This is a genomic window from Paenibacillus rubinfantis, from assembly GCF_001486505.1.
In the GTDB taxonomy this organism is placed as follows: domain Bacteria; phylum Bacillota; class Bacilli; order Paenibacillales; family Paenibacillaceae; genus Fontibacillus; species Fontibacillus rubinfantis.
Genome location: NZ_LN909065.1, coordinates 728,888 through 748,247 on the forward strand (window position 1 = coordinate 728,888; position 19,360 = coordinate 748,247).

Consider the following 19,360-nt stretch of genomic DNA (forward strand, 5'->3'; position numbering starts at 1 on the left):
GATGCTTGTATCATTACTTCGCAAATATATTTTTAAGGAGAATACTTATGAAGAAAACCTTGCTATCTATTATTTCATTTTTTGTTTTCATTTTTTGTTTTGGAACAAACACGTTCGCAGAAGGCGAAGCTGAGGCTCGTTGGGTTTTGAAGAACGAAGCTCCTACTCAAATCGTAGGCTCAGCAACGGCTGAAGCAAATGGAAAGATTTATTTATTTGGAGGAGTATCGAGTTCGTCAACAGACTTAATAAAGACCGTTTATGAATACGATCCTATTAATGACTCATGGATTAGAAAAAATGATATGCCTTTTACTGCAACAGCGACTACAGCTTCCACAGTAGATGGTAAAATTTATATCTTCGGCGGATACACAGGCAATGGCTATACCATGACTGGAGGAATAGTCTTATCTAGTGTTTATGTATATGACCCTCTACTGGACACATGGGAAGTAAAACAAAATATGCCGATAGGAAAGGCATGGGCAAGTTCAGTTACTTATGAAGATAAAATTTATATTATTGGTGGGATTATAAGTTCCAAAACAGCAACTGTCGCAACCGTTGAAGTCTACAACACAAAAACAAATACATGGACCACTGCAGCTAGCATGCCTTCTGCTTTGCATGGAGTCGGACTTACTGTCTTTAACGACAAGATCTACGCTGTCGGCGGCGGTAATGGTCTAACTTCCTATAAAAATGTTCGTGAATATGATCCAAAAACAAATATATGGACCGATAAAGCAAATTTGTTAATTGCAAAAGACGGTTCGGGAACAGTTGTTTTAAATGGACTAATATATAGCATAGGCGGTGGTGCAACAAGTGGGCAATCCCTTAGTGATGTTGAAGTATACAATCCTATCAAGGATATGTGGGAGGAAGCACCAAGCTTAAATATCGCCCGTACTGGCTTCGGCACTGCAGTTGTGAACGGAAAAATATATGTTGTTGGTGGTGGCGTATTTAACCCCTTTAATTTAACTAAGACAGTTGAAGAATTCACGCCTGCAACTGTACCTACAGAACCGAACCCAACACCAGAACCAGAACCGACAGGCGAACGTGCAATTATAAGTATTACCTTCACGACTGGTCTCGAAAAAGAATATGATCTCTCGATGGATGAGGTTAATGCCTTCTTGAGCTGGTACGATGCTAAAGACTCCGGCTCTGGCCCATCCAAGTATGCAATTGATAAACACAATAACAACAAAGGGCCTTTTAGTAAGCGAACTGATTATGTAATCTTCAATAACATTCTGACGTTTGAGGTAAATGAATACGAAATCACATCATCTCGGGCTATGTAGTTTAGGAAATTATTTAGAGTCGCTTTTTGCGGTTCCTTTAATGTTTGCTTTGCAGCTTATATACGATACTCTGCTCTAATCAAATGTTGAGTAAATTGCAGCAAAATAGCCTTCAGCTGATTTGCTGAAGGCTATTTTTTATTAGTGAAGAATTATGTCTTCCCCGTCAGAAGTAATTATATCCAAAAAAACATCCTTGGGGAGTTCATTTTTTCGCTCATTAATTGTTAGAGCTTGTTCTCTGTCGACATCTTGTATGGTTATTCGTCCAACTACCCTGCCTCTAGATGTATATAAGCTAAATCTTACATTTTTTTTATCAACAAAAGGAAATAAGCTAATCCAATTACTTAGTTCTTTATTTATTCTAGATAGCTCATGAACTTCTTGTTTTGATTGCAAGTTGCTTACCATGATTTTTCCGATATAAGTAATCAACACAACCAATGGGATTCCCAAAATAATAAGTGACTGAAATGACAAATCGCTGTTGGCATTTGCAAGTAAATAAAACAAACCAATAACTACAGAAATCAATGACCATGCCAATAAGGAAATTTGAACAATAAGTGATAAACCATCTTTTGTGCTTCCAAGAAATGTTGCCTTCCAGATTTTTTTCTGATGTAAGAAGAAGGCGAATAGAAGTAGCACGATCAACAATCCTAATTGAATAATTACGATTGAAATCAAAGCTCCATCACCTTCCCTTCTAAAATCAGTCTTCTTCTTTCATTATAAGCGGTATTTCTCTAAGTGGAGGAATTGTATTTTTTATGTCGGTAATAATTATTTTGTATTTGTACTTAAGAAAATTTTCGTCTACGGTAAATGAGCCATAAAAAATCCCATCTGATATATCTAATGATATTGACTTATCTGGAAGGTTCGCTGTTCCTCTCCCTACAGCGCGTAATTTCGCCCTTGGTTTTGTATTTGTTATTTGTTCCTTACTCCGTTCAGTCAAAAGTTGGAATGAAAATTTGTATGTTTGCCCAACTTCCAAAACCTCTGTAGGCGCCCCTTCAAAGTACAACGAATATTTTTCAGCGTAACGTACTTCTATGTTCACCAATCTTGATTTAAACGATACTCCTCTAACATTATCACCAATATTTGAATTTGGTGTTGCCTTTATTAATCCTTTTTCCAACAAGTAGATATCAAATTCATATATGTTTAACTCAGTGTTTCTAAAAAGATTGTTCCAAATCATTTCTGGATTTGCTGCAGATGAAAATTCTTCCCACATCAAAATAGGTATATTACCAAGTCCAAAAGTAAATTTTCTAGGACTCTCAATCTTTCCAAACTCATTCTCGGAGAAATATTCAATCTCCATAAATCTATTAGGATCAACCGCTAAGTCTGTTATTTTTAGATTTGCCTCAGAACTTGAATCGATCTCATTGAAGTTCCCTTGACCAACACGATAATAAGTTGTAGCATTTGAGCCGTTGGTTATTGGTATGAATTTAAGATTGAGTCCATCGGGGTTTATGGATACATCGATAGCCGTTTCTGGTTCATTATTGTCAATCGTAAACGAATACTCCGTAACAGGAGTAGGTCTATTATAAATATCCTTGCCAAAAGCTTTAATAACATGTTTTCCTGACTCAAGGAGAAGCTCCACTTTGGAATCATATTTACTTGGAATTTTATCATCTACTTGATAGTAAATTCCATCCATAATTTCAGAATTATTAGATGTAATATATAGTTCAATACTTCCTGAATAAACGCTTCGATATTTAATTTTATCCCCATAATTTGATACTTTTACTTTTAATTTTGGTATCGCGGGAAGGTTAATTGGTTGTGTTAACCTCTCCTTCTTCTTTATAACAACCGGATCTTTTTTCATTTTATTAACTTCTAACTCAGCTTTGTCTTCTTTATTAGACAAAGGGATAAGTAAAGTAGCAGATATTTCATCTGATACAGGAATTGGTTCAAAAACTTGCTCAATTTCTTCATCATTTTTATAGTATTTGACCGAGATATCAGCTACACCCATATCGTAAGAATTGATTTTCAGATAGATATCTTCATTTACATTTTCTTTAAAGAAAACATACTTTGCTTCGCCTATACTGTAGTACAGTACTGAGTTATTCTTTGCTAATGGACTTACTTCCTCGATATTAGGATCAAATACACCTGCTACATATTTATTCTCAGAATCCAGAATTGTTGAATCAACCGGGCACATTATCTTGGCTTTGACGCTTCTTCTCAACATTTCATTTTGAGGTTCGAGTGAGATTCCCAGTGGGCACTTATTGATCTTTCCATCAATTGACCATTTAATAAAGTCCAAAACGTCATTAGAAGCACAAAGACTTGTATGTTCTCCAGTGCAGTAAAATAAATTCGCACTATGTTTTGGGGTTGCACTAATAATAGGAACAACTCCATCGCCATTTTCAAATTCACAATCTTGTTTGAAAGGAATTCTGGCTTTTTGCACCTCGAAAGGCAACCTATAAATAGTGGGAACTTGACAACCTATTAAACAATCGTGGTCAATATACTCGGGTAAATCCAAAGCCATAGATTCTTGAATTGGCTTCATGTATTTTTCCCAAATATTTATGCTGTTTTCATCACCTCTAATGGTCTCATTAAAAAATCCTTGAACTTTGATGATGAATTCTTCATATGTAATTTCTCTATTATCGTTTGCAAGTAAAAACTTACCTTCATCTAATTGTTCATAGTAATAACGGCTCGGAAGCAATTGGTAGGCGGAAGGGAACTGAATAGCTAGTTGTCGAGTCTTTTTATCATCTAGAAACCCAAAGAAAGCATTCAATCCATCAAATATTCCTGGCTCCCCAAAAGCCAAACTTTTATATGCATCAACAGATCCGTGCCATGGCGTCCCAATAGTTATGAATTTTTTTATTAAATCCTTAAACCCTAATGAATCGAGATTATTTATTGCTAATTTAGACAGTATACCACCCATACTATGCGCCAAAAGTATAACATTTGTGTATTTTTGGCTTAAGCCGATAATTCGTTTTACTAATAAATCCACCGTGTCTTGTAATGGTTGTCTCCAATCATATGAAAAGAAGTCAAAATTACTTGGTTCAAAAAAATCAAGCAAAGGCTTGTATACCTGCACTTTAAAAATACCAAAAGCATTGACAACACCTAGAGGCCTCCCTGGCTGCAGTTCATTATTAATACTCATTGCAATGAGATCATCATTTTTTTTGGGAAACCATCTTTTGTTATCACCCTCATAAAGTTCACTACCTTTTATTCCTGGTACAAATAAAATAAATGGTTGCGACAAAACTCCATCCCTCCAGATGTCATAATATTACTCATCTGGTTAATTCGACACCATGCTTCATTATCCTCCCAAAGAACTAGACGAAACTTTCAAAAATTGCCAAAATAATAGGGAACCATCTCTTCTTGTTCATTTTCTGGCTCCCTATTAGATATTGAATTTTACTTGCCAGACAAAATATCGTGTCGACTTTGTCGTTTTTCGCTTATGGCCGCATTCTATAAATTATATCCGTTACTTTCGGGCTTAGTCGGATTACTAATAATCCCTAACGTAGCCAACATACCAAGGACTAGATCAGTCGCCGTTAAAATATCTTGCTTCATTACGTCGGTCAGGTCAAACGCCCCCGTCAAGTGCCCAATAAGCTGCACGAGCAGCAGGCCTTGGGATACAATACTAATCCAAAGCGCGTAGTTCCGCCATCTTTTCTTGCTCATCCTACATTCCCCTCTCTTATTCTTCCGGGATGCCCGCGGCACGCCGGAGGTGGTTGGCCAGATTGTTGTAATGCTGCATCGCCGTCTTGTCTCCAGCTGCCTTTGCCTTAAACCATGCTGGGGAGAGCCAGCGGAAAATGATCTCCTGGGCGTTGCTCTTCGGCAGTTTGGTCAGCGTCGCGGCGGGCGCCCCGGGAGTCAGCGGAATGCCCGCGGCCATCCGGAGGTTGTTGGCCAGGTTGTGGAAATGGGTCTTGCCAACCTCGTCCCCGACCTTTTGGGCCGCAAACCATGCTGGCGAGACATAGTTGTCGATGAGCGCCTGAGCGATACCGTCTGGCAGCGGGACAAAGTCCGGCGGAGTGACCGTTGCTGCCAGTTCAGCGGCCACGTCGTTGATCAGTTCCTTCAGGGTCTTGCCTCCGACCGCCAAAGCTTGTTCACAATCCCTCTTTCTGGCGGGGTCTAGCTGCTTGTGGCTGGCGATGTGGGTCGATGGGTTTTTGCCCCAGCGGTCGCAACAGTAGGCAAGATACCAGACAAAGCGTTTGTAAGCCTCTGAGAAGGTGATCTTGCCGCCGTAGCACAGCTCCACCCCTAGCGCCGCGTCGTTGGCGTCGTAACCGAATTGGTCATTGTCAGTCGTTACATTGTAAAGCACGTGCCACGCTTTCTCCGCCGGATCCGGGCCGGTACCGGTCGGGATGATCTCCAGGATCTTCGTATCGTCGATGAAAACCTGGGCCGAAGCCGATCGGTCTGTTAGGCCGTTGAAGTAATCAAAATGGTTGTCCGCCGTTGCCCCCGGGTTACCAGAGTCGTGGGCAACAAAAAAGGCCGGCGTTCCCGTTTTTAAGCAGGTGCCTGGCCGTGTGTTTGAGCGCTTGGTAATGTACCGGCGCTCGATCGTGTATTTGGTTTTGTCCAATTCAATCATCCCTCCTTGTGATGCCCGGGAAAGCGTCCCTTGATGTCCCGTAGCTCCCCGATGATCACGTCGTGCTTGTCCGAAAACTTATCCAGTAAGTCCTGCAGCCGCCCCTCCCGCTCTTTGTTCGCGCGCATCACGTATATGAGTAACCATACGAATAGCGCCGCGAATGGCCCTTGGCTAAGGAAATACCGTAGCAAATCATTCTCCATGCTTCATCCCCCCCGTTCCTAATATCTATCTATTCTGAAGGCTGCTCCTTCTCCGGATCAGCTGCCGGCGCCGCCGCATGTTCCAGTCTGGCCAACGCCGACCCAACTTCATTATCGATACCCCGCAAGATTTCGATTTCTCTTCCTGGATACATGCCGAGGATCAGCGTAATGATGTCAGAGACCTCACGTACCGGGTGCTGCAGATCGATCGACACGTCTACTTTCGTAACCACTGCCACTGTATTCACCTCCTCTCCGGGCAAAATAAAAGAGCCTGCATGGTTTGCAGACTCTGGTAAACACTTTATTTTATTATTATCTTGTTAAGATCACTGTCACTACCAATGCAGCAATAGCAACAATTGTGGCAACCAAGCCCCAAATATTTGCAGTGACCAAGGATTGAACATGTTTGGTATTTTGAGAAACTTCTGATTTTATATCCTTAATTTCCGATCTAATATCTTTTATCTCCGAAGATAGTCCAGCAACCATTTTCTCCATTCTTTCTTCACGCTCTTTAGCTTCTTGCCTGAAGATTCTATTCTGTTCCTGCATCTCCTCGCGATAACGCGCTTCACGTTCCTGTGCATCACTACGTTGGGCGGCGTCTCTATCCCTAATTTCTTGCTTATGATCTCTTATATCTTTATCTAAGCGACTTATCAACTCTCTTGTCACTTCGTCCATATTAAATTCCTCCCGTCCTGCACTTACTAGAGGAGCTGCTGACATTTCGTCATGATAACTAGACTTAACCAAACGTAAAGCCGACTTATTCTCTATGTAACTTCGTCTATTTTTATATTCTGATTTTGATTTTAATTTATCCGTGGACTGTTTGTCGAGGTAACTAATAATTTTGTTTTCCATATCTATTACTCCATCTGATCAGTAAATAATATGTATTTCCCTAGTTCTCTTCCATCAAGTTTTAGAATAAACTTATATATTCCTGCAGTGGGGAGTTGTATATCAATACTACTAGCTATAATAGATGCGGAGTACTCACTTCCTTCTATGGGTTCAAAATCGTTTTCTAACTCCGCCAATTTATTATTGTCAGGATCAATAATGTCTACTTCAATATAATATTTATTTTTACTTTTCAGACCTGTAATTGAGTAAAGAAGAATGGCAGAAAAATTAGCAGGAAACCCGTTGAATCTAATAGCTGTCAGTGGCTCTATTAATGCAAATTTTTTATCTTTATCATCCTCATTTACCGGTATGTAACTAACATCTTCCACAAGGAGGATATAATTAAGTAGAATTTCGTCAAACATTTTGAGATTACTCCTTAAATGTATTAATAATCCTAATTACATATTCGACGTTTTTTTTAAAATCCCTTTACTAAATGACATCATAAAGTGATTTTCACGGGATGTTTCTTTTCGCACTCCTCACATATCTAAATAAACGAACCTAACCCGCCCAGGTTAGCACCACGGGAACGGGTTAGGTTCAGCTTGTTCTGGGGGTTCCCAACCAAGTGTTGTGCAGGGAGTAGGGGCGCCGGATCCTTTTTCTATTAGCATATCGAATCACAAATCTCATCTCAATATTATGGAATACGAAAATTACTTATTCAATTGAGCCTCGAGCTGCTTGATCTCTGCATCGGCAGCGTCAATTTTGGCTTGGAGTTCTGCGATTAATTTTTGACTGTCGGAGATCTTCCCTTCTACAATTTCAATTCCCTGCTTGGATACGTCTGTACCGTCGTCTGCGGCTTTTAGTTCAGCGAGCTTCTTCTGCAGTGGAGCAATGACTTCATCGCGTTCGATTTGGATGTTCGTTTCATTTGTTTTAATATTGTTTTTTAATATACCGATTCTTGCCGATATATCTCCATTCGCCTTATTCTTCGCGTCTGTTTCTGCATCCGTAACGTCAGGAACAATTTGACTACCACTTGTCGTCAAGATAATCTTCTTCCCTTCCACAGCAATATTGATCCCAGCAGCGTCAGAAATACTTCTGACAGGCAAGTATGTGGATCCATCAATAACAGCAGCATCGCCAATTTGATTACCGTTGAACGCTACCTCAAAGGTTCCTTGAACTTTCTTTCCTAACAGGCTTTTGGCAGAGTCCGCAAAAACTGTAGTTCCCGCAAATAACAACAAACCTACAATCAAACCGGAAATGAACTTCTTCATCGTAAACTCCCCCTAGAATAATATTCATTTCCAGTATACGACAAATAATTATTCTAGAGAAAATTATTGTCGTTGGGTATGTGTATGCGCTGGAACACCAGCCCACGCAACGGAGCCACCACCTGCGATTGCAAGTTGAGTCCCTATCGGAATGCCACAATTATAAGGACCCGCAGTATCTGTTTGGCTATTAATACCCGCCTTTGAATCAACAGCTGCATCTATTGTTGCCAATCTTGATAACAGTCCTGCGATTGAAGAAAGAGATATCCCTTGAACAGACGCGGATGAAAAATCAACATTCCCCTGGAACTGAGTGCTACCGTTAAGTGCTGCAATCAAGATATTAACCAAAGAAGTAAGTTGAAACAGGGAATCGCCGCCGTTAATATAGCCGACTGCTCCGCCACTCGAATTGGCAAAATTGATGGCACTCATACCGTATTGATTATTGATAGCGATACTGATACGCTCACGATTGTTTGAGTCGTACGTCCGCCACCCGGTCGAACTTGCCTCAAAGCGGGCGCCGCTCGCCGCTGTCCTGAACAACGCCCCTGTAATGGTACCTCCAGAGAAAATGCCCCCCTCGGCATATACGCTTCCGGCCGAACTCACCGTAAATTTACCGTTCCCCACGTTAATACTACTACCGACGATCGCCCCGTCAGTGAAGGTCGAGCTTTTGATCTGCGCTGCGTTTGCCGTCAGCTTGTTGGCCACAAGGTTCCCCTTCATATCGACTCGGAACGGCGCGCTGTTAAAGTCAGCATGTCCAGCTGCAATGCCATTAGGATTGATCTGGGTCACGTCATTCCCGCTGCCGATGAGCATACTCACAAAGGAGCCGAGCTGCCCTGTTATGACCTCTGCTGATATACCCCGGCCCGTGATGGCAGTTCTAGCCGTCTGGCCGCCATCCTCCGAAATAAGTAGCCCCCGAGACGCCAACACCATCTGCACGTCCGAATCATCGACATCCTGCAGCACGATGCCGCGGGTATCATAAACAACTTCGCTTTTACTGTTATTGATGTCGATCACCGCCTGCCGTGCGAAGGCCTCGAAAACATCCGCGCGGATCCGGCCGCCGGAAAGAAGATTCTCCATCACCTTCCGAGATCGTTCTAGGTCAGCAATCAGATCGATGTCATCCTTCAGCGCGAAGTTGGCCAGCGTCACCTTTGAGTGCTGGTCAATCGAATACGGGTACTCCGTCAGCTCCACGATCCGTACGGCGATCCGGCGCATCTCCATGTCCGGGTCATATACGGTAGCAGTGTCCCCAAGGCCCGGTGGCCGTTCATCGCGGTCGATCTTATGCATATCCGCTGCATCCAAGCTGATCTCCAACTCCGGCATTTCCTTCTTACGCATCTCTTCCCGGGTGGACTTCAACAGCTCGAGCGGATCCTCGATGTCCTGCTGAACGTTCTCTCCATCGAAGAAGGGGACGCTGTCGCTACCCCAGTAGTTTACGTACGGGGACAATAGGTAGTTGACCATAACCTTCCCGTCTTTGATGGCCCCCGGGACCGACTGCAGCAAGCTACGTTCCTCCGCCGTCAGATTGTCAGCGGACATCCCGACCCAAGTCCGGCCATCCTTCATCTGAGCGTACATCCTGGTTACAAGTCCGGTGGCATCGTCCTTGAAGGAATCGGAGATGATGTTCTTCTTCGTCCGGTACTCGTACCGATCAGTCTGAGACCCGATCTTTTTATGGATGTGAATCACGAAGTTGTCCGGTCGGATCTCGGCGCCGAACAAGTTGATCACTTGATTAAGAGCGGCCAGCGCGGTTGTCCGGCCAAAGTCCTTAATATCCCAAAGGTCGAATGTGTCATGTACCTGGAACGTGAACTTGTCACCGGTCCACCCACTGATCTTGTCCAGCAACGTGGAGATGTGCACCCCGTAGGCCTCGGAAATGTAATCATCGTACGGCACCTTGTAATCGTTAAGCTTGAACATGACGTGCGTAGCCGTAATCAGGGCCGTCAGCTTCTTCTTCGACCGGTCTCGCTTGCGGCTGTTGATCACATAATACTGGCCGCGCTCATCCATAACGTGGCCCTTCTGCTGGATTTTCTCCAGATAGTCGTCCGAAGACATGGGCACAAAAAAAGACAGCTCATAATCGGAATTCAGCCGTCTTCGTCGTTCGATACCATAGGCATCGATCAGGGTGCCCAGACGCTTGAAATTCTTATCGAACACTTGCATGGTTGGGTTTGGCAAGATATCGCCCCCTAATATAAGAACTTGTCACGATGCGTAATGCGGATCAGAACCGTCCTCCCTGTAGCCGGGTCCGTCCAGGTTAGGTTATTCGTGCCGAGGTTCAGGTCGAAGAAATCTCCGACATAGAGATTAGAGACGTTATCGCCGTTTCTAGTGATCTTGAATTTTTCGCTATCGATGATGATCTTGTCCCCGGGCTTAAATTCTCCTGTGAACTCGATAGAGTCAACGTGGTATAAGGACATTTTTGCCGCCAGTTCCGTCTCAGAATGGAATCCTGCTGCGAAGAGACGTTCTCTAATCATCTGGACGACCATATCTGATGCGGCCTCAAACAGGGTAACGAAACGGATCTCTCGCGTCATATCTGCGGCTAGTTCTGTTTCCATATCGAATGATGCGGAAATGGCCATGTCGAGATTCATTCGAGTATCCATCCCCGGATCGGATTCAAACACAACGGAAAAGACGGTTTCGACGCTAAATGGACGGTTAAATGGCAACCTGGTAAATGGACCGCCGAACATGATACTGCTCCTTTCGGGTTGTGCTCTGATTTTGAAATAAAAAACCGTACTCAGAATGAGTACGGTTTTCCCCTCGCGATCCTGTAAGTAGTTTCTACTCCCCACTACTCTCTGTAGTTCTCAGCATTAAAAATTCTTTATTGCTTCCAAGTTTTCCATGATTAACGAAATTGAACTTTTCGTAATAATGCGTTAATTCAATTGTTTCAGCATAAAGGGCAAGTGGAAGTTGAGTTATTTGAGACAAGTGGATAAAATCACTCATAATTCTAGTCCCTTGTCCCCTTTCGGTAGAATGTAATTCAATAATTTCTATACATTCATCACAATCCTTCAAAATCCTCTTAGTTTCTTCCGTAATTGTTGTGCAGTATCTAAAGAGAACTGCACTATTCAATTTTCTGTTCATCAGGAAAAACTGACCCTGTGCCGGTGACAACAAATAGAAATCTTTTTCTGACATTTCAAGAATCCAGGATAAATATGTTTTCTGTTTTGAGTTTTTGTCGCCGAAGCCTTTTAGTATACCTTTCAGGTTTTTTCTAACCATATCAGATGATTTTGCTAAGTCTTTTACAAACATAGGGTTCTTTTTAAAATCTAAAAATAACTGATGCGATAACTCAGATTGGTTCATAATCAAATGTCTCCTTATAGTTACGGATAAATTACATAGCTACAATTCGACATTTGGAGATAATTTCCTCCAAAATTTTTGATGCGTTATTTCGTCCGATTTAACACTCAAATTAAATTATTGTATCCTAATGTATTTTCAGGATCAAACTTTTTAATTTCTTCCATTGGATCTGTCCCATTTTCCATTGCCAATTGAAGTGGTTGGGAGAACATTTCAATAAAAGTTTCAATCCTAACTGCTATAGTGATGGTTTCATTTTCCGGTGAATAGAAAATGATCGATACACCTTGCCGATCCGTATTAAAGTGGGTATTAACATAATCATACATAATCATCTTCGCCTCCTAATTTATATACCTAGACTCACCGCTCTAAAATTTGATGAAAATGTTAATGTACTTCTAATAACAAATGATGCACCTGACATAGAGATAATTGATATATACTGTCCTGATTGTTGGTACCCAGTTAAAAACCTAATCGCTGGTACATTATCACCAAACACAATAGCTACTACAATCTTGCCTATTTGAGGTGTGATAGTAACACTAGAGTTGGCGGGCATTAAGACCTGTTGATCATTTTGTTGTGGATTGCTCGGCTCCAAGGTGCCTACTACTCCGTCAATACTTATGTCCTTTTTGATATTACTTGGCAAGAGATTTGTTAGATCGAGAGTGCCTGTAATAACATCACCAGAGCCAACCGTAGCCGTTTTGCCGAGGCGTAAATCGTTCGCGGTAGCGTCTCCCTCCACCCCGCTACCGCTATCTGCTAAAAAATCCGACCCAACTTTTCTAAATGCATAAGGCTTCCCGGCCAGCAGTTTTCCTGCAGCATATGCGTTGCCCTTTTGGTCTTTCAACGGTAAAGCCGTAAAGTTGCCGATCTTAAGGGTTGGATTTGCTCCGTTTGCCACGTGAGGCACGATAGTAATTCCAAACCCCCCTGGAAGTGTTGCCGGTGCTGGGTCGAGAGTAACGGTGTATGCTGTACTCGTACCGCCTGTTGTCGCAAACCCCGGTTGCCGAATATAATCCGCCAAATGCGCATCAACTTCGTTCTTAAATTGATCAAATTCGCCGCGAGAAACGACTTTGATCCAGGCGCCATTCCAACTATTGTTCGCGGTCGAGCTCCGCTCAAACATTGCTTCAATGCCAAGGTCGCTCGAAAACGTAACGCGCTGAATGATGCTGTATTGACTGTCATTGGCCTTAGACGTTTGAACAAGCGTCGAATGTCCGCTTCCTGGGTACCCAATTGCCGTTTTCCATGGATCCGAAGCTGCGAGCGAGAGGCTGAACACACTCAAACCGATCGGATACAGCGCAGGCAAATCATCAACAAGCTTTGGCGTTATTTTATTGATCGTTTCCGATGTGATACCACTGATTCTCGTCTCGTGGTCAGAAATATTATGCTGTAGAGCTGAAATGTCCTGTGCCGTCAAATACCTGGCTACCCGCGTTCCCGTACTCCACCCTTTTGCTGATGTACCGTCGTAACCACGAACCACACCAGATAGCTCGTTCCCATTCTTGGTAGCGTAATAAATCGTCTCTGCCAGCTCATCAAGGCCAAGTGTGACAACGTTCGGGGCGGCCGGCAGAAGGTTGCCAGCCACCACAATGACGACGTTGTCCGAACTTGTAATTTCTGCAGCCAACTCTGTTACAGGGCTATTTGACTGCGGCGAAAACATAACTTCTTGTGCCAATTACAGCGCCTCCCTTCTACTGGTTGAAGCGAACAATCGTTAAGTCTTTTGGGAATTTCGGTCGGTCTCCGCTCTGAATTGTCCGTGGATTCGGCACCTGCGTAGACCACAGTAAGTTTCCACCGGTTGCCGCTGTCCTAAGAGCAGCGTGAGATACCAGCCCCCAGTCCGCCGTCGCGATCGGAAACTCAATGTCCGTCGTATTTTTTGCCGTCTGCTTCCCCGCCTCCACCGTAGGTGCCGCAAACACGATCTGCTGCCGAGCATACCCGCCACCGCTAACTTCTGTTCCCGTATCAGCCGATGTCGGATCGCTTGTGTAGAGAGCTAGGTAAATCTCATCTGGCGCGTCAAAAGGGATGCCGCGGAGCGCGGCATTGAGAAGCTGTTCTGAGAGCCAGTTTGAAATTTGCATGGCCATGTGATCATCTCCTATTTTTTATATTCGTTTTGAATCTTGAAGCCCGTCAGTGTCGTCGTTCCAGTATTGGTCAATACAATCACAGGGCTAGCGCGCTCGTCGCCGGCCGACTCGATGGAGATTACCTGCGGGGATTGGGTGATGGTCAACTCAGTAATTTGCTCATCGCTCTCAGGAAACGGATCGTACATTTTGAGCGGGATGTCGATTACCCGGTTCCCGGTTGATTCATCCCAGCTCATTGTCCCGCGGTATTCTCCGAAGTAATGCTTGCCGGGGCGATCCGAGAAAACGAGATCGAGTTGGCCACGGCGCGTGTTGAATTTTCGCATCAGCAGCCCGACCGTCGTGTCATAATCCCCGACAATAAAAAAGCCCAAGCCAATTGGCCGGGCTCCGTAAGTACTCCCAAAATCAATAGCTCCATCTCTTTCCGCGATCTCCACAGAGTTCTCGATCGCCTCGGGCAGACCTGGGATGTTACGCCAGACCAGGATAGCACCAGTGACCTCGGAGATCCATTCACCGTTTACTGATACATCAAAGTCTTCCATCTACTTCCCACCTCCCGTCGTTGCAAGCCGGCGCGCCGCCCGCTCGCGTTCCGTATAAAGGATCTCGGCGTCCGTCTGATCATTGACCTCAACCGTTCCAACAGACATATCAAAGGTGTTATGAATAATCTGCTGCGGCGCCGCCGGCGCGCGGTCGGCAGGCGGGGTCCTTGGTGCATCAAGCATTCGGAAAAGATTCGCCTGTTGCTCAGGGTTCAAATAGATTTCTCCGCCGTGAGCAACGATCGGTACCGGAGTGCCTGCGGGACCCGGGATCACACCACCAACGTCGAAACTTGGCAGTCGGTCCAGCTTGCCGGTATCCTTCTCAATCCCATATATCCGGCGGATCTCCTCGTTCCTGGCGGACAGCCGGGCCATTTCCTCCTTGTCCCCCCGCGCCTTGGCTGCGTCCCAATCATCCTTGTTGGCGTTGTACTCCGCAAGGTCGAGCTCAGCCTGAGAGAAAGAAGAACCGCCGCCAATTGATCCGCCGGCAGACGCCGCGGACGAAAGGGATGTAATCTCGGCCATGCGGCTCCGGTACTCGCTCACGAACTGATCCAAATCGGAGAGGATTTGATCGTTGGCCTCCTTATTGGAGCTAATCCGGAAATCTTTAATGGCCGACTCGATAAACTCGATGTCGTCCTGGTGTTCTTCCAGAGCTTCGGTTAGGGCGTCATATCTGGCCTCGGTGAGCCGTTTCTCCTCGTCGTAGGCTTTCTCCTTCTCGTCCTTCTCGTCCTCCAGCTTGTCCTTCTGATCTTCCAGGTCGCGCTTCCGGAGCTCCCGGCTATGCTCGAGCTGCATCCGCTCGATTTCAGCCGTAATGTCGGCCAGCTCCTTACGTCCTTCCGGGGAAACTGCAGTGCTTAGCAGAGCTTGACGAGCCTTCTTTTCGGCCAATTGTGTTTCATAATCAGCGTCGGCGTTGAGCTCTTCTTCCTTCTTCAGCAGCTCATCGATGGCGGCAATCTTCTCGTTTTGAGCATCCAGGTATTCTTGCCGCCTCTTATCGATCGCGTCCAGATCCGCCTGCTTCGCTTTCTCGATCGCCTTCAACTCGGACTTAACGAGATCATCATTCTGCTTTTGGTATTCCTTCACGCGTTCTTCCCGGGCCTTGGCAGCCTCCTTCTCGGCATCCTCCTGCAGCTTGATTAACTCCTTTTTAGCCCGGTAAAGCTCCTCGTCGGCCTGCTTGTAATTCTCGCTGTCCTTGGCGTAACGATCCCGCACCCTGGTCCAAGCGTCGATCTTCATCTGAGCGATTTCACTTTCGGATTTTCCGGACTCCTCCATCCGGCGCTCCTCGCGGTCGATCCATTCAGCCGAAAAGTCGTATCTGGACTTAACGCTGTCCTCCTGCAGGCGTTTTAGTTGCAGGTTCATCTGGCGCTCGTCCTCGATCGACTCCTTGAGGTGCTTCTGGTGCTGCTTACGCACCTTTTCATAGGCCTTGATCTGCTGGTCTGCTGTCCAGTCGTACATTTCGGACTGATATTGCACCGTGGCGATAGCGGCGTCGTAGGCGTCTTTTCGGAGCTCTGCGGCGGTCTTACCGGCTTGCTCCTTTTTCTCTTTACCGGGTTTAGTTAAGTTGATTCCATTTTTTATACTGCTATCCGAGAAATCTCCACTGGTTAAGCTATTTAGCGCCCGTTGCATTTCCCGCTCTTGCTCAGCGAAGGCATTTTGTTCCGCATACAGATCGTTCAGCTTGCTCTGTTTACTCTCCGTATCCGTTAGGAAATTAGAAACTGATGGGTTCGCTTTCTTCAAAGCATCGCTCACGCCTGATTTTACCGGGCCTTTTCCCTCACTGATGTTCCGAGCTCCATTGAGTGCATTCATTGCGCCAAGCAATTTCTCATAGTTCTTAATTTGCGCCTCAACCGATTTGCGCTGCTGCTCCGTTGTCGTAATCAGGTTCTGGATATACGTTTTTTGCGACTGCACGGACTGATTTATGAAATCGCGGTCCTTTTGAATTTGCGTTTCGATAAGATCGATGTTTTGCCCGCGGATACGCCCTTCCTCATCCATGATGGCGTTTAAATCCGGATACTCTCGTTTTAAAGCATTGACGGTTGCTATCAATTCCTGTTTCTGCGCGGTGTCGAGTTCCTGTTTGGAGTTCAGTTCATGATATTTTGCAACCAGCTTATCAACAGAATCTAGGGTTTGTTTCTTTGTGGCCAGATCGTTTATTTCTTCTTTCCGCATCTCGAATAAGGCAGTCGTTGAGTTTTCGGCAGCCTTTTTCATCTCCGCCAGCTTTGCTGTAGCATCTTCAACACCGTCGTAACCCATCTCGCGAAGCTTCTTGTCCATTTTTTCAAGTTCATCGTTGATGTCCATGGCCTCAGACAACATTTCCGGAGTACCCTGTCCTTTTTCAGCAAGAGCTTCCATCTCGTTTAAGCGTTCTTGCAGGAGCGCGCGCTCGTGTAGTACTCCATTCAGTTCCTCAGTCTTCTTCTGGAGTTCTTCCAGTTCTGCAACCGAGCGATTAAGCGGAGACTGGTTAAGGGTCTCATTGAGCGATTTTTGAGCCTCATCGTGTTTTCTTACGCTCTCAGCTGCCTGATTCGACCACGATGCGATAGCGGAAATACCAGCGACAAGAGCTCCGATAGCAAGGGATACCGCACCGATAATTGGGAAACTGATCTGCAACCCTTTAAGCGCGATTGCCACCGCGCCAATCGCGGCTGCCAAACCAAGCGCGCCGACAGTAGCTGCAGGCAAGGCGACTATAGCCGCTTGTAATGCAGGGTTCAGGTCATTGAACCCAATCAATGCGCGCGTTATAGTCTCGGCTACGTCCCGGATGGCCGGAGCGAACATATCTCCCACAGTAATGCCCGCCCCTTCGAGGGCAGACTGTAATTCGTTGATCGCCCCGTTGAGCGTATCCATTTGCACTTCAGCCACTTGTTGAGCAGTACCACCAGCGTTCTGGAGAGAAGAGGTGTAGTTGTCGAGGGTGGTTTTACCGTTTTTGATCAGGGTGATAAAGCCAGATGCGGCTTCGCGACCGACAAGCGTGGCTGCCACGTCGGCTTGCTGAGCCTCTGTCAGACGAGCAAAGGCGCCCTGTAATTGGCCTACGATACTCCCGAGCGGAAGTATGTGCCCTGAAGCATCCTGAATGCTCACGCCGAGCTGTTGCATATAAGAGGCTGCTTCTTGCGTAGGAGAAGCGAGCGCTAGTAGGATCGCTCGAAGTTGTGTCCCCGCCATTTCCCCTTTTATGCCTGCATTAGAAAGTTCGCCAACGGCTGCTGTCGCTTCCTCAATGCTGACGCCCATGCTCGCGGCCACCGGAGCGATGTATTTCATGGCCATCCCAAGATCCGTTATATCAGCATTGGTATCAATAGATGATTTTGCAAGCACGTCCGCAACCCTTCCGGACTCCTCCGCCGCTAGCCCGAACCCGTTCAGCGCTGAGGCTGCGATATCAGCTGTTGTAGCGAGATCCGTTTGTCCGGCCGCAGCGAGGTCGAGAAGCCCCGGCATGGCAGAAAGAATGTCGTTGGTACGAAAACCAGCTTGCGCCAACAAGGCCTGCGCATCAGCTGCCTGGCTCGCGCTAAAGACTGTGCTCGACCCAAGTGCAATTGCCTGATCGCGAAGCGACTCAAATTCGGATCCGGTGGCCTGTGAGATCGCCTTGACGTTTGCCATTGACTGTTCAAATGTGCGCGAAGTTTCGATAGCCTTTGCAATTACAGCGGTCATTGCCACTGCTAAGCCAGCGTAAGCTGCTCCAAGCGTCTTCACTTCTTTGTTGAGTCCGCTTGCACCCTTCGCACTATCTTCCAGTTCACGGGTTATCTTCGCTATCTCTGCTTCTGTTGCGCCTAAATTCTTGAGCTCCTTTGTAACTTCAGCAATCCCTTTGCGCAGTAACTCCGGATTAGCTTGACGCAGCGCTTCGTTTATCTTGGCAACTTGTTTCCCAGATGCCCCTACGTTCGACAAAGCAGTATTAAGCTTGGTGAAGCTTAAAGCAGAGTCGCTCGCTCCTTTTCCAAGGTCGGCGATATCTTTCTTGGTAGTTTTTAATTCAACTTTGAATTGCGAGGCTTCCGCTGTCATTCGGGCCCTCAGCTCACCAATTTCCGTTGCCATCTCCTCACCGTCCCTTCATCCGTAATTTCAACGCCTCGTACTGCTCTTGGGCTGACTTTGGCTGCGGTGCCGGAGTCTTCGGAAGCACAGCTATATACCGATTTACGATCGCTTTCCGGGCTTCCTTGTCTGAGTTGTGCGGGAAAGCCACGATGTCGATCTGCTCCAACATCTCGGAGGCCCGTGCTTGATCCTTCAGCATGAGCAGTTCTGGCAGATCGATGAAATAGTACCCGTTCTCGATCTCGTACTGTGTCTTACCTAGAACAACACAGCAACGGAGCACGAAATCATCATGGGTTATTGCTCGCCGGCCCGATTCATCCGCTTGACTATCGACTGCACGAACTGCTGCGCCACCGGGGGAATCAGGCCGCCTAAGTTTTTTAGGGCTTCGTTCATGTCGTTTCTCTCCCAGGTGAGCCGGAGGAACTCTGTGCATTCAGCAAAGCCAGCGTGTTCGTCCAAGTACTCGATCGGCAGGTCGCTAAGCAACGAAGTCAATTCATAAATCTCATCTATGGAAACGTCAGCGGCGGCCACGATGAACACCGCGCGATCTTTTTCGGGAGTCAGGAAAAGCTTCACAAGGTAATCGCCGATCGATCCGATGTGATCGGTCAGCTTTTTCAAGCGGTTTCTGGTCAGTTTCGGGATCTGAACTCGTTTATTTCCGAGCGTTACAACATCCTTCTTAGCGAAGTTAAACATCTTCGATCATTCCTCTCAAG

20 protein-coding genes are annotated in these 19,360 nt (G+C 45.7%); 1 reads left to right on the forward strand and 19 read right to left on the reverse strand.

Annotated features, from left to right (window positions below; all coding sequences use genetic code 11):
* Positions 1 to 47: 47 nt before the first annotated feature.
* Complete coding sequence (locus tag BN3277_RS14870) at positions 48 to 1,319, forward strand: Kelch repeat-containing protein (protein ID WP_059043903.1); 1,272 nt, start codon at positions 48 to 50, stop codon at positions 1,317 to 1,319.
* Between the two features lie 141 nt (positions 1,320 to 1,460).
* Here BN3277_RS14870 and BN3277_RS14875 read toward each other — a convergent pair whose 3' ends face one another.
* From BN3277_RS14875 to BN3277_RS14965, 19 genes are all read right to left on the reverse strand, one after another.
* Complete coding sequence (locus tag BN3277_RS14875) at positions 1,461 to 2,012, reverse strand: hypothetical protein (RefSeq protein WP_059043905.1); 552 nt, start codon at positions 2,010 to 2,012, stop codon at positions 1,461 to 1,463.
* Between the two features lie 25 nt (positions 2,013 to 2,037).
* Positions 2,038 to 4,629 (reverse strand): lipase/acyltransferase domain-containing protein, encoded by a 2,592-nt coding sequence (locus tag BN3277_RS14880; protein WP_059043906.1) that lies wholly within the window; start codon positions 4,627 to 4,629, stop codon positions 2,038 to 2,040.
* A 218-nt stretch (positions 4,630 to 4,847) separates the two neighbouring features.
* Entirely contained in the window at positions 4,848 to 5,069 is a 222-nt protein-coding gene (locus BN3277_RS14885; RefSeq protein WP_059043909.1) for a phage holin, read from the reverse strand.
* 16 nt (positions 5,070 to 5,085) lie between these two features.
* Complete coding sequence (locus BN3277_RS14890; RefSeq protein WP_392396633.1) at positions 5,086 to 5,997, reverse strand: peptidoglycan recognition protein family protein; 912 nt, start codon at positions 5,995 to 5,997, stop codon at positions 5,086 to 5,088.
* 5 nt (positions 5,998 to 6,002) lie between these two features.
* A complete protein-coding gene (locus BN3277_RS14895; RefSeq protein ID WP_059043913.1) occupies positions 6,003 to 6,212 on the reverse strand; it encodes a BhlA/UviB family holin-like peptide in 210 nt (69 codons plus the stop codon).
* A 29-nt stretch (positions 6,213 to 6,241) separates the two neighbouring features.
* Entirely contained in the window at positions 6,242 to 6,454 is a 213-nt protein-coding gene (locus BN3277_RS14900; RefSeq protein ID WP_059043915.1) for a hypothetical protein, read from the reverse strand.
* Positions 6,455 to 6,530: 76 nt separating this feature from the next.
* Positions 6,531 to 7,088: a hypothetical protein gene (locus BN3277_RS14905; protein ID WP_059043918.1), complete on the reverse strand. Its 558-nt coding sequence runs from the start codon at positions 7,086 to 7,088 to the stop codon at positions 6,531 to 6,533.
* Between the two features lie 5 nt (positions 7,089 to 7,093).
* A complete protein-coding gene (locus BN3277_RS14910) occupies positions 7,094 to 7,501 on the reverse strand; it encodes a DUF6941 family protein (protein WP_059043919.1) in 408 nt (135 codons plus the stop codon).
* Positions 7,502 to 7,798: 297 nt separating this feature from the next.
* The gene (locus BN3277_RS14915) at positions 7,799 to 8,380 is read right to left on the reverse strand and encodes a hypothetical protein (protein WP_059043921.1); all 582 of its coding nucleotides are present in this window, start codon (positions 8,378 to 8,380) and stop codon (positions 7,799 to 7,801) included.
* Positions 8,381 to 8,443: 63 nt separating this feature from the next.
* The gene (locus BN3277_RS14920) at positions 8,444 to 10,621 is read right to left on the reverse strand and encodes a phage tail protein (protein ID WP_082691463.1); all 2,178 of its coding nucleotides are present in this window, start codon (positions 10,619 to 10,621) and stop codon (positions 8,444 to 8,446) included.
* Positions 10,622 to 10,632: 11 nt separating this feature from the next.
* Positions 10,633 to 11,151, reverse strand: a complete 519-nt coding sequence (locus BN3277_RS14925) for a phage distal tail protein (protein ID WP_059043924.1) — start codon at positions 11,149 to 11,151, stop codon at positions 10,633 to 10,635.
* Positions 11,152 to 11,245: 94 nt separating this feature from the next.
* Entirely contained in the window at positions 11,246 to 11,788 is a 543-nt protein-coding gene (locus tag BN3277_RS14930) for a hypothetical protein (RefSeq protein WP_059043925.1), read from the reverse strand.
* Between the two features lie 107 nt (positions 11,789 to 11,895).
* Positions 11,896 to 12,126, reverse strand: a complete 231-nt coding sequence (locus BN3277_RS14935) for a hypothetical protein (RefSeq protein WP_059043927.1) — start codon at positions 12,124 to 12,126, stop codon at positions 11,896 to 11,898.
* Positions 12,127 to 12,140: 14 nt separating this feature from the next.
* Entirely contained in the window at positions 12,141 to 13,511 is a 1,371-nt protein-coding gene (locus BN3277_RS14940; protein WP_059043929.1) for a hypothetical protein, read from the reverse strand.
* 16 nt (positions 13,512 to 13,527) lie between these two features.
* A complete protein-coding gene (locus BN3277_RS14945; protein WP_089153369.1) occupies positions 13,528 to 13,926 on the reverse strand; it encodes a phage tail fiber protein in 399 nt (132 codons plus the stop codon).
* Between the two features lie 17 nt (positions 13,927 to 13,943).
* On the reverse strand, positions 13,944 to 14,486 hold the full coding sequence (locus tag BN3277_RS14950; protein ID WP_059043933.1) for a phage tail domain-containing protein: 543 nt from the start codon (positions 14,484 to 14,486) through the stop codon (positions 13,944 to 13,946).
* Positions 14,487 to 18,629, reverse strand: coding sequence for a phage tail tape measure protein (locus BN3277_RS14955; RefSeq protein ID WP_059043934.1), 4,143 nt, complete (start codon positions 18,627 to 18,629; stop codon positions 14,487 to 14,489).
* A gap of 4 nt (positions 18,630 to 18,633) precedes the next feature.
* Positions 18,634 to 18,915, reverse strand: coding sequence for a hypothetical protein (locus BN3277_RS14960; protein ID WP_059043936.1), 282 nt, complete (start codon positions 18,913 to 18,915; stop codon positions 18,634 to 18,636).
* A 14-nt stretch (positions 18,916 to 18,929) separates the two neighbouring features.
* On the reverse strand, positions 18,930 to 19,340 hold the full coding sequence (locus BN3277_RS14965; RefSeq protein WP_059043938.1) for a hypothetical protein: 411 nt from the start codon (positions 19,338 to 19,340) through the stop codon (positions 18,930 to 18,932).
* Positions 19,341 to 19,360: the final 20 nt, after the last annotated feature.

Bases quoted from the DNA above. Each gene is read 5' to 3' on its own strand.
- BN3277_RS14925 (WP_059043924.1), bottom strand. From the start codon at position 11,151: ATGTTCGGCGGTCCATTTACCAGGTTGCCATTTAACCGTCCATTTAGC.
- BN3277_RS14885 (WP_059043909.1), bottom strand. From the start codon at position 5,069: ATGAGCAAGAAAAGATGGCGGAACTACGCGCTTTGGATTAGTATTGTA.
- BN3277_RS14955 (WP_059043934.1), bottom strand. From the start codon at position 18,629: ATGGCAACGGAAATTGGTGAGCTGAGGGCCCGAATGACAGCGGAAGCC.
- BN3277_RS14930 (WP_059043925.1), bottom strand. From the start codon at position 11,788: ATGAACCAATCTGAGTTATCGCATCAGTTATTTTTAGATTTTAAAAAG.
- BN3277_RS14950 (WP_059043933.1), bottom strand. From the start codon at position 14,486: ATGGAAGACTTTGATGTATCAGTAAACGGTGAATGGATCTCCGAGGTC.
- BN3277_RS14870 (WP_059043903.1), top strand. From the start codon at position 48: ATGAAGAAAACCTTGCTATCTATTATTTCATTTTTTGTTTTCATTTTT.
- BN3277_RS14895 (WP_059043913.1), bottom strand. From the start codon at position 6,212: ATGGAGAATGATTTGCTACGGTATTTCCTTAGCCAAGGGCCATTCGCG.
- BN3277_RS14935 (WP_059043927.1), bottom strand. From the start codon at position 12,126: ATGATTATGTATGATTATGTTAATACCCACTTTAATACGGATCGGCAA.
- BN3277_RS14905 (WP_059043918.1), bottom strand. From the start codon at position 7,088: ATGGAAAACAAAATTATTAGTTACCTCGACAAACAGTCCACGGATAAA.
- BN3277_RS14965 (WP_059043938.1), bottom strand. From the start codon at position 19,340: ATGTTTAACTTCGCTAAGAAGGATGTTGTAACGCTCGGAAATAAACGA.
- BN3277_RS14910 (WP_059043919.1), bottom strand. From the start codon at position 7,501: ATGTTTGACGAAATTCTACTTAATTATATCCTCCTTGTGGAAGATGTT.
- BN3277_RS14945 (WP_089153369.1), bottom strand. From the start codon at position 13,926: ATGCAAATTTCAAACTGGCTCTCAGAACAGCTTCTCAATGCCGCGCTC.
- BN3277_RS14915 (WP_059043921.1), bottom strand. From the start codon at position 8,380: ATGAAGAAGTTCATTTCCGGTTTGATTGTAGGTTTGTTGTTATTTGCG.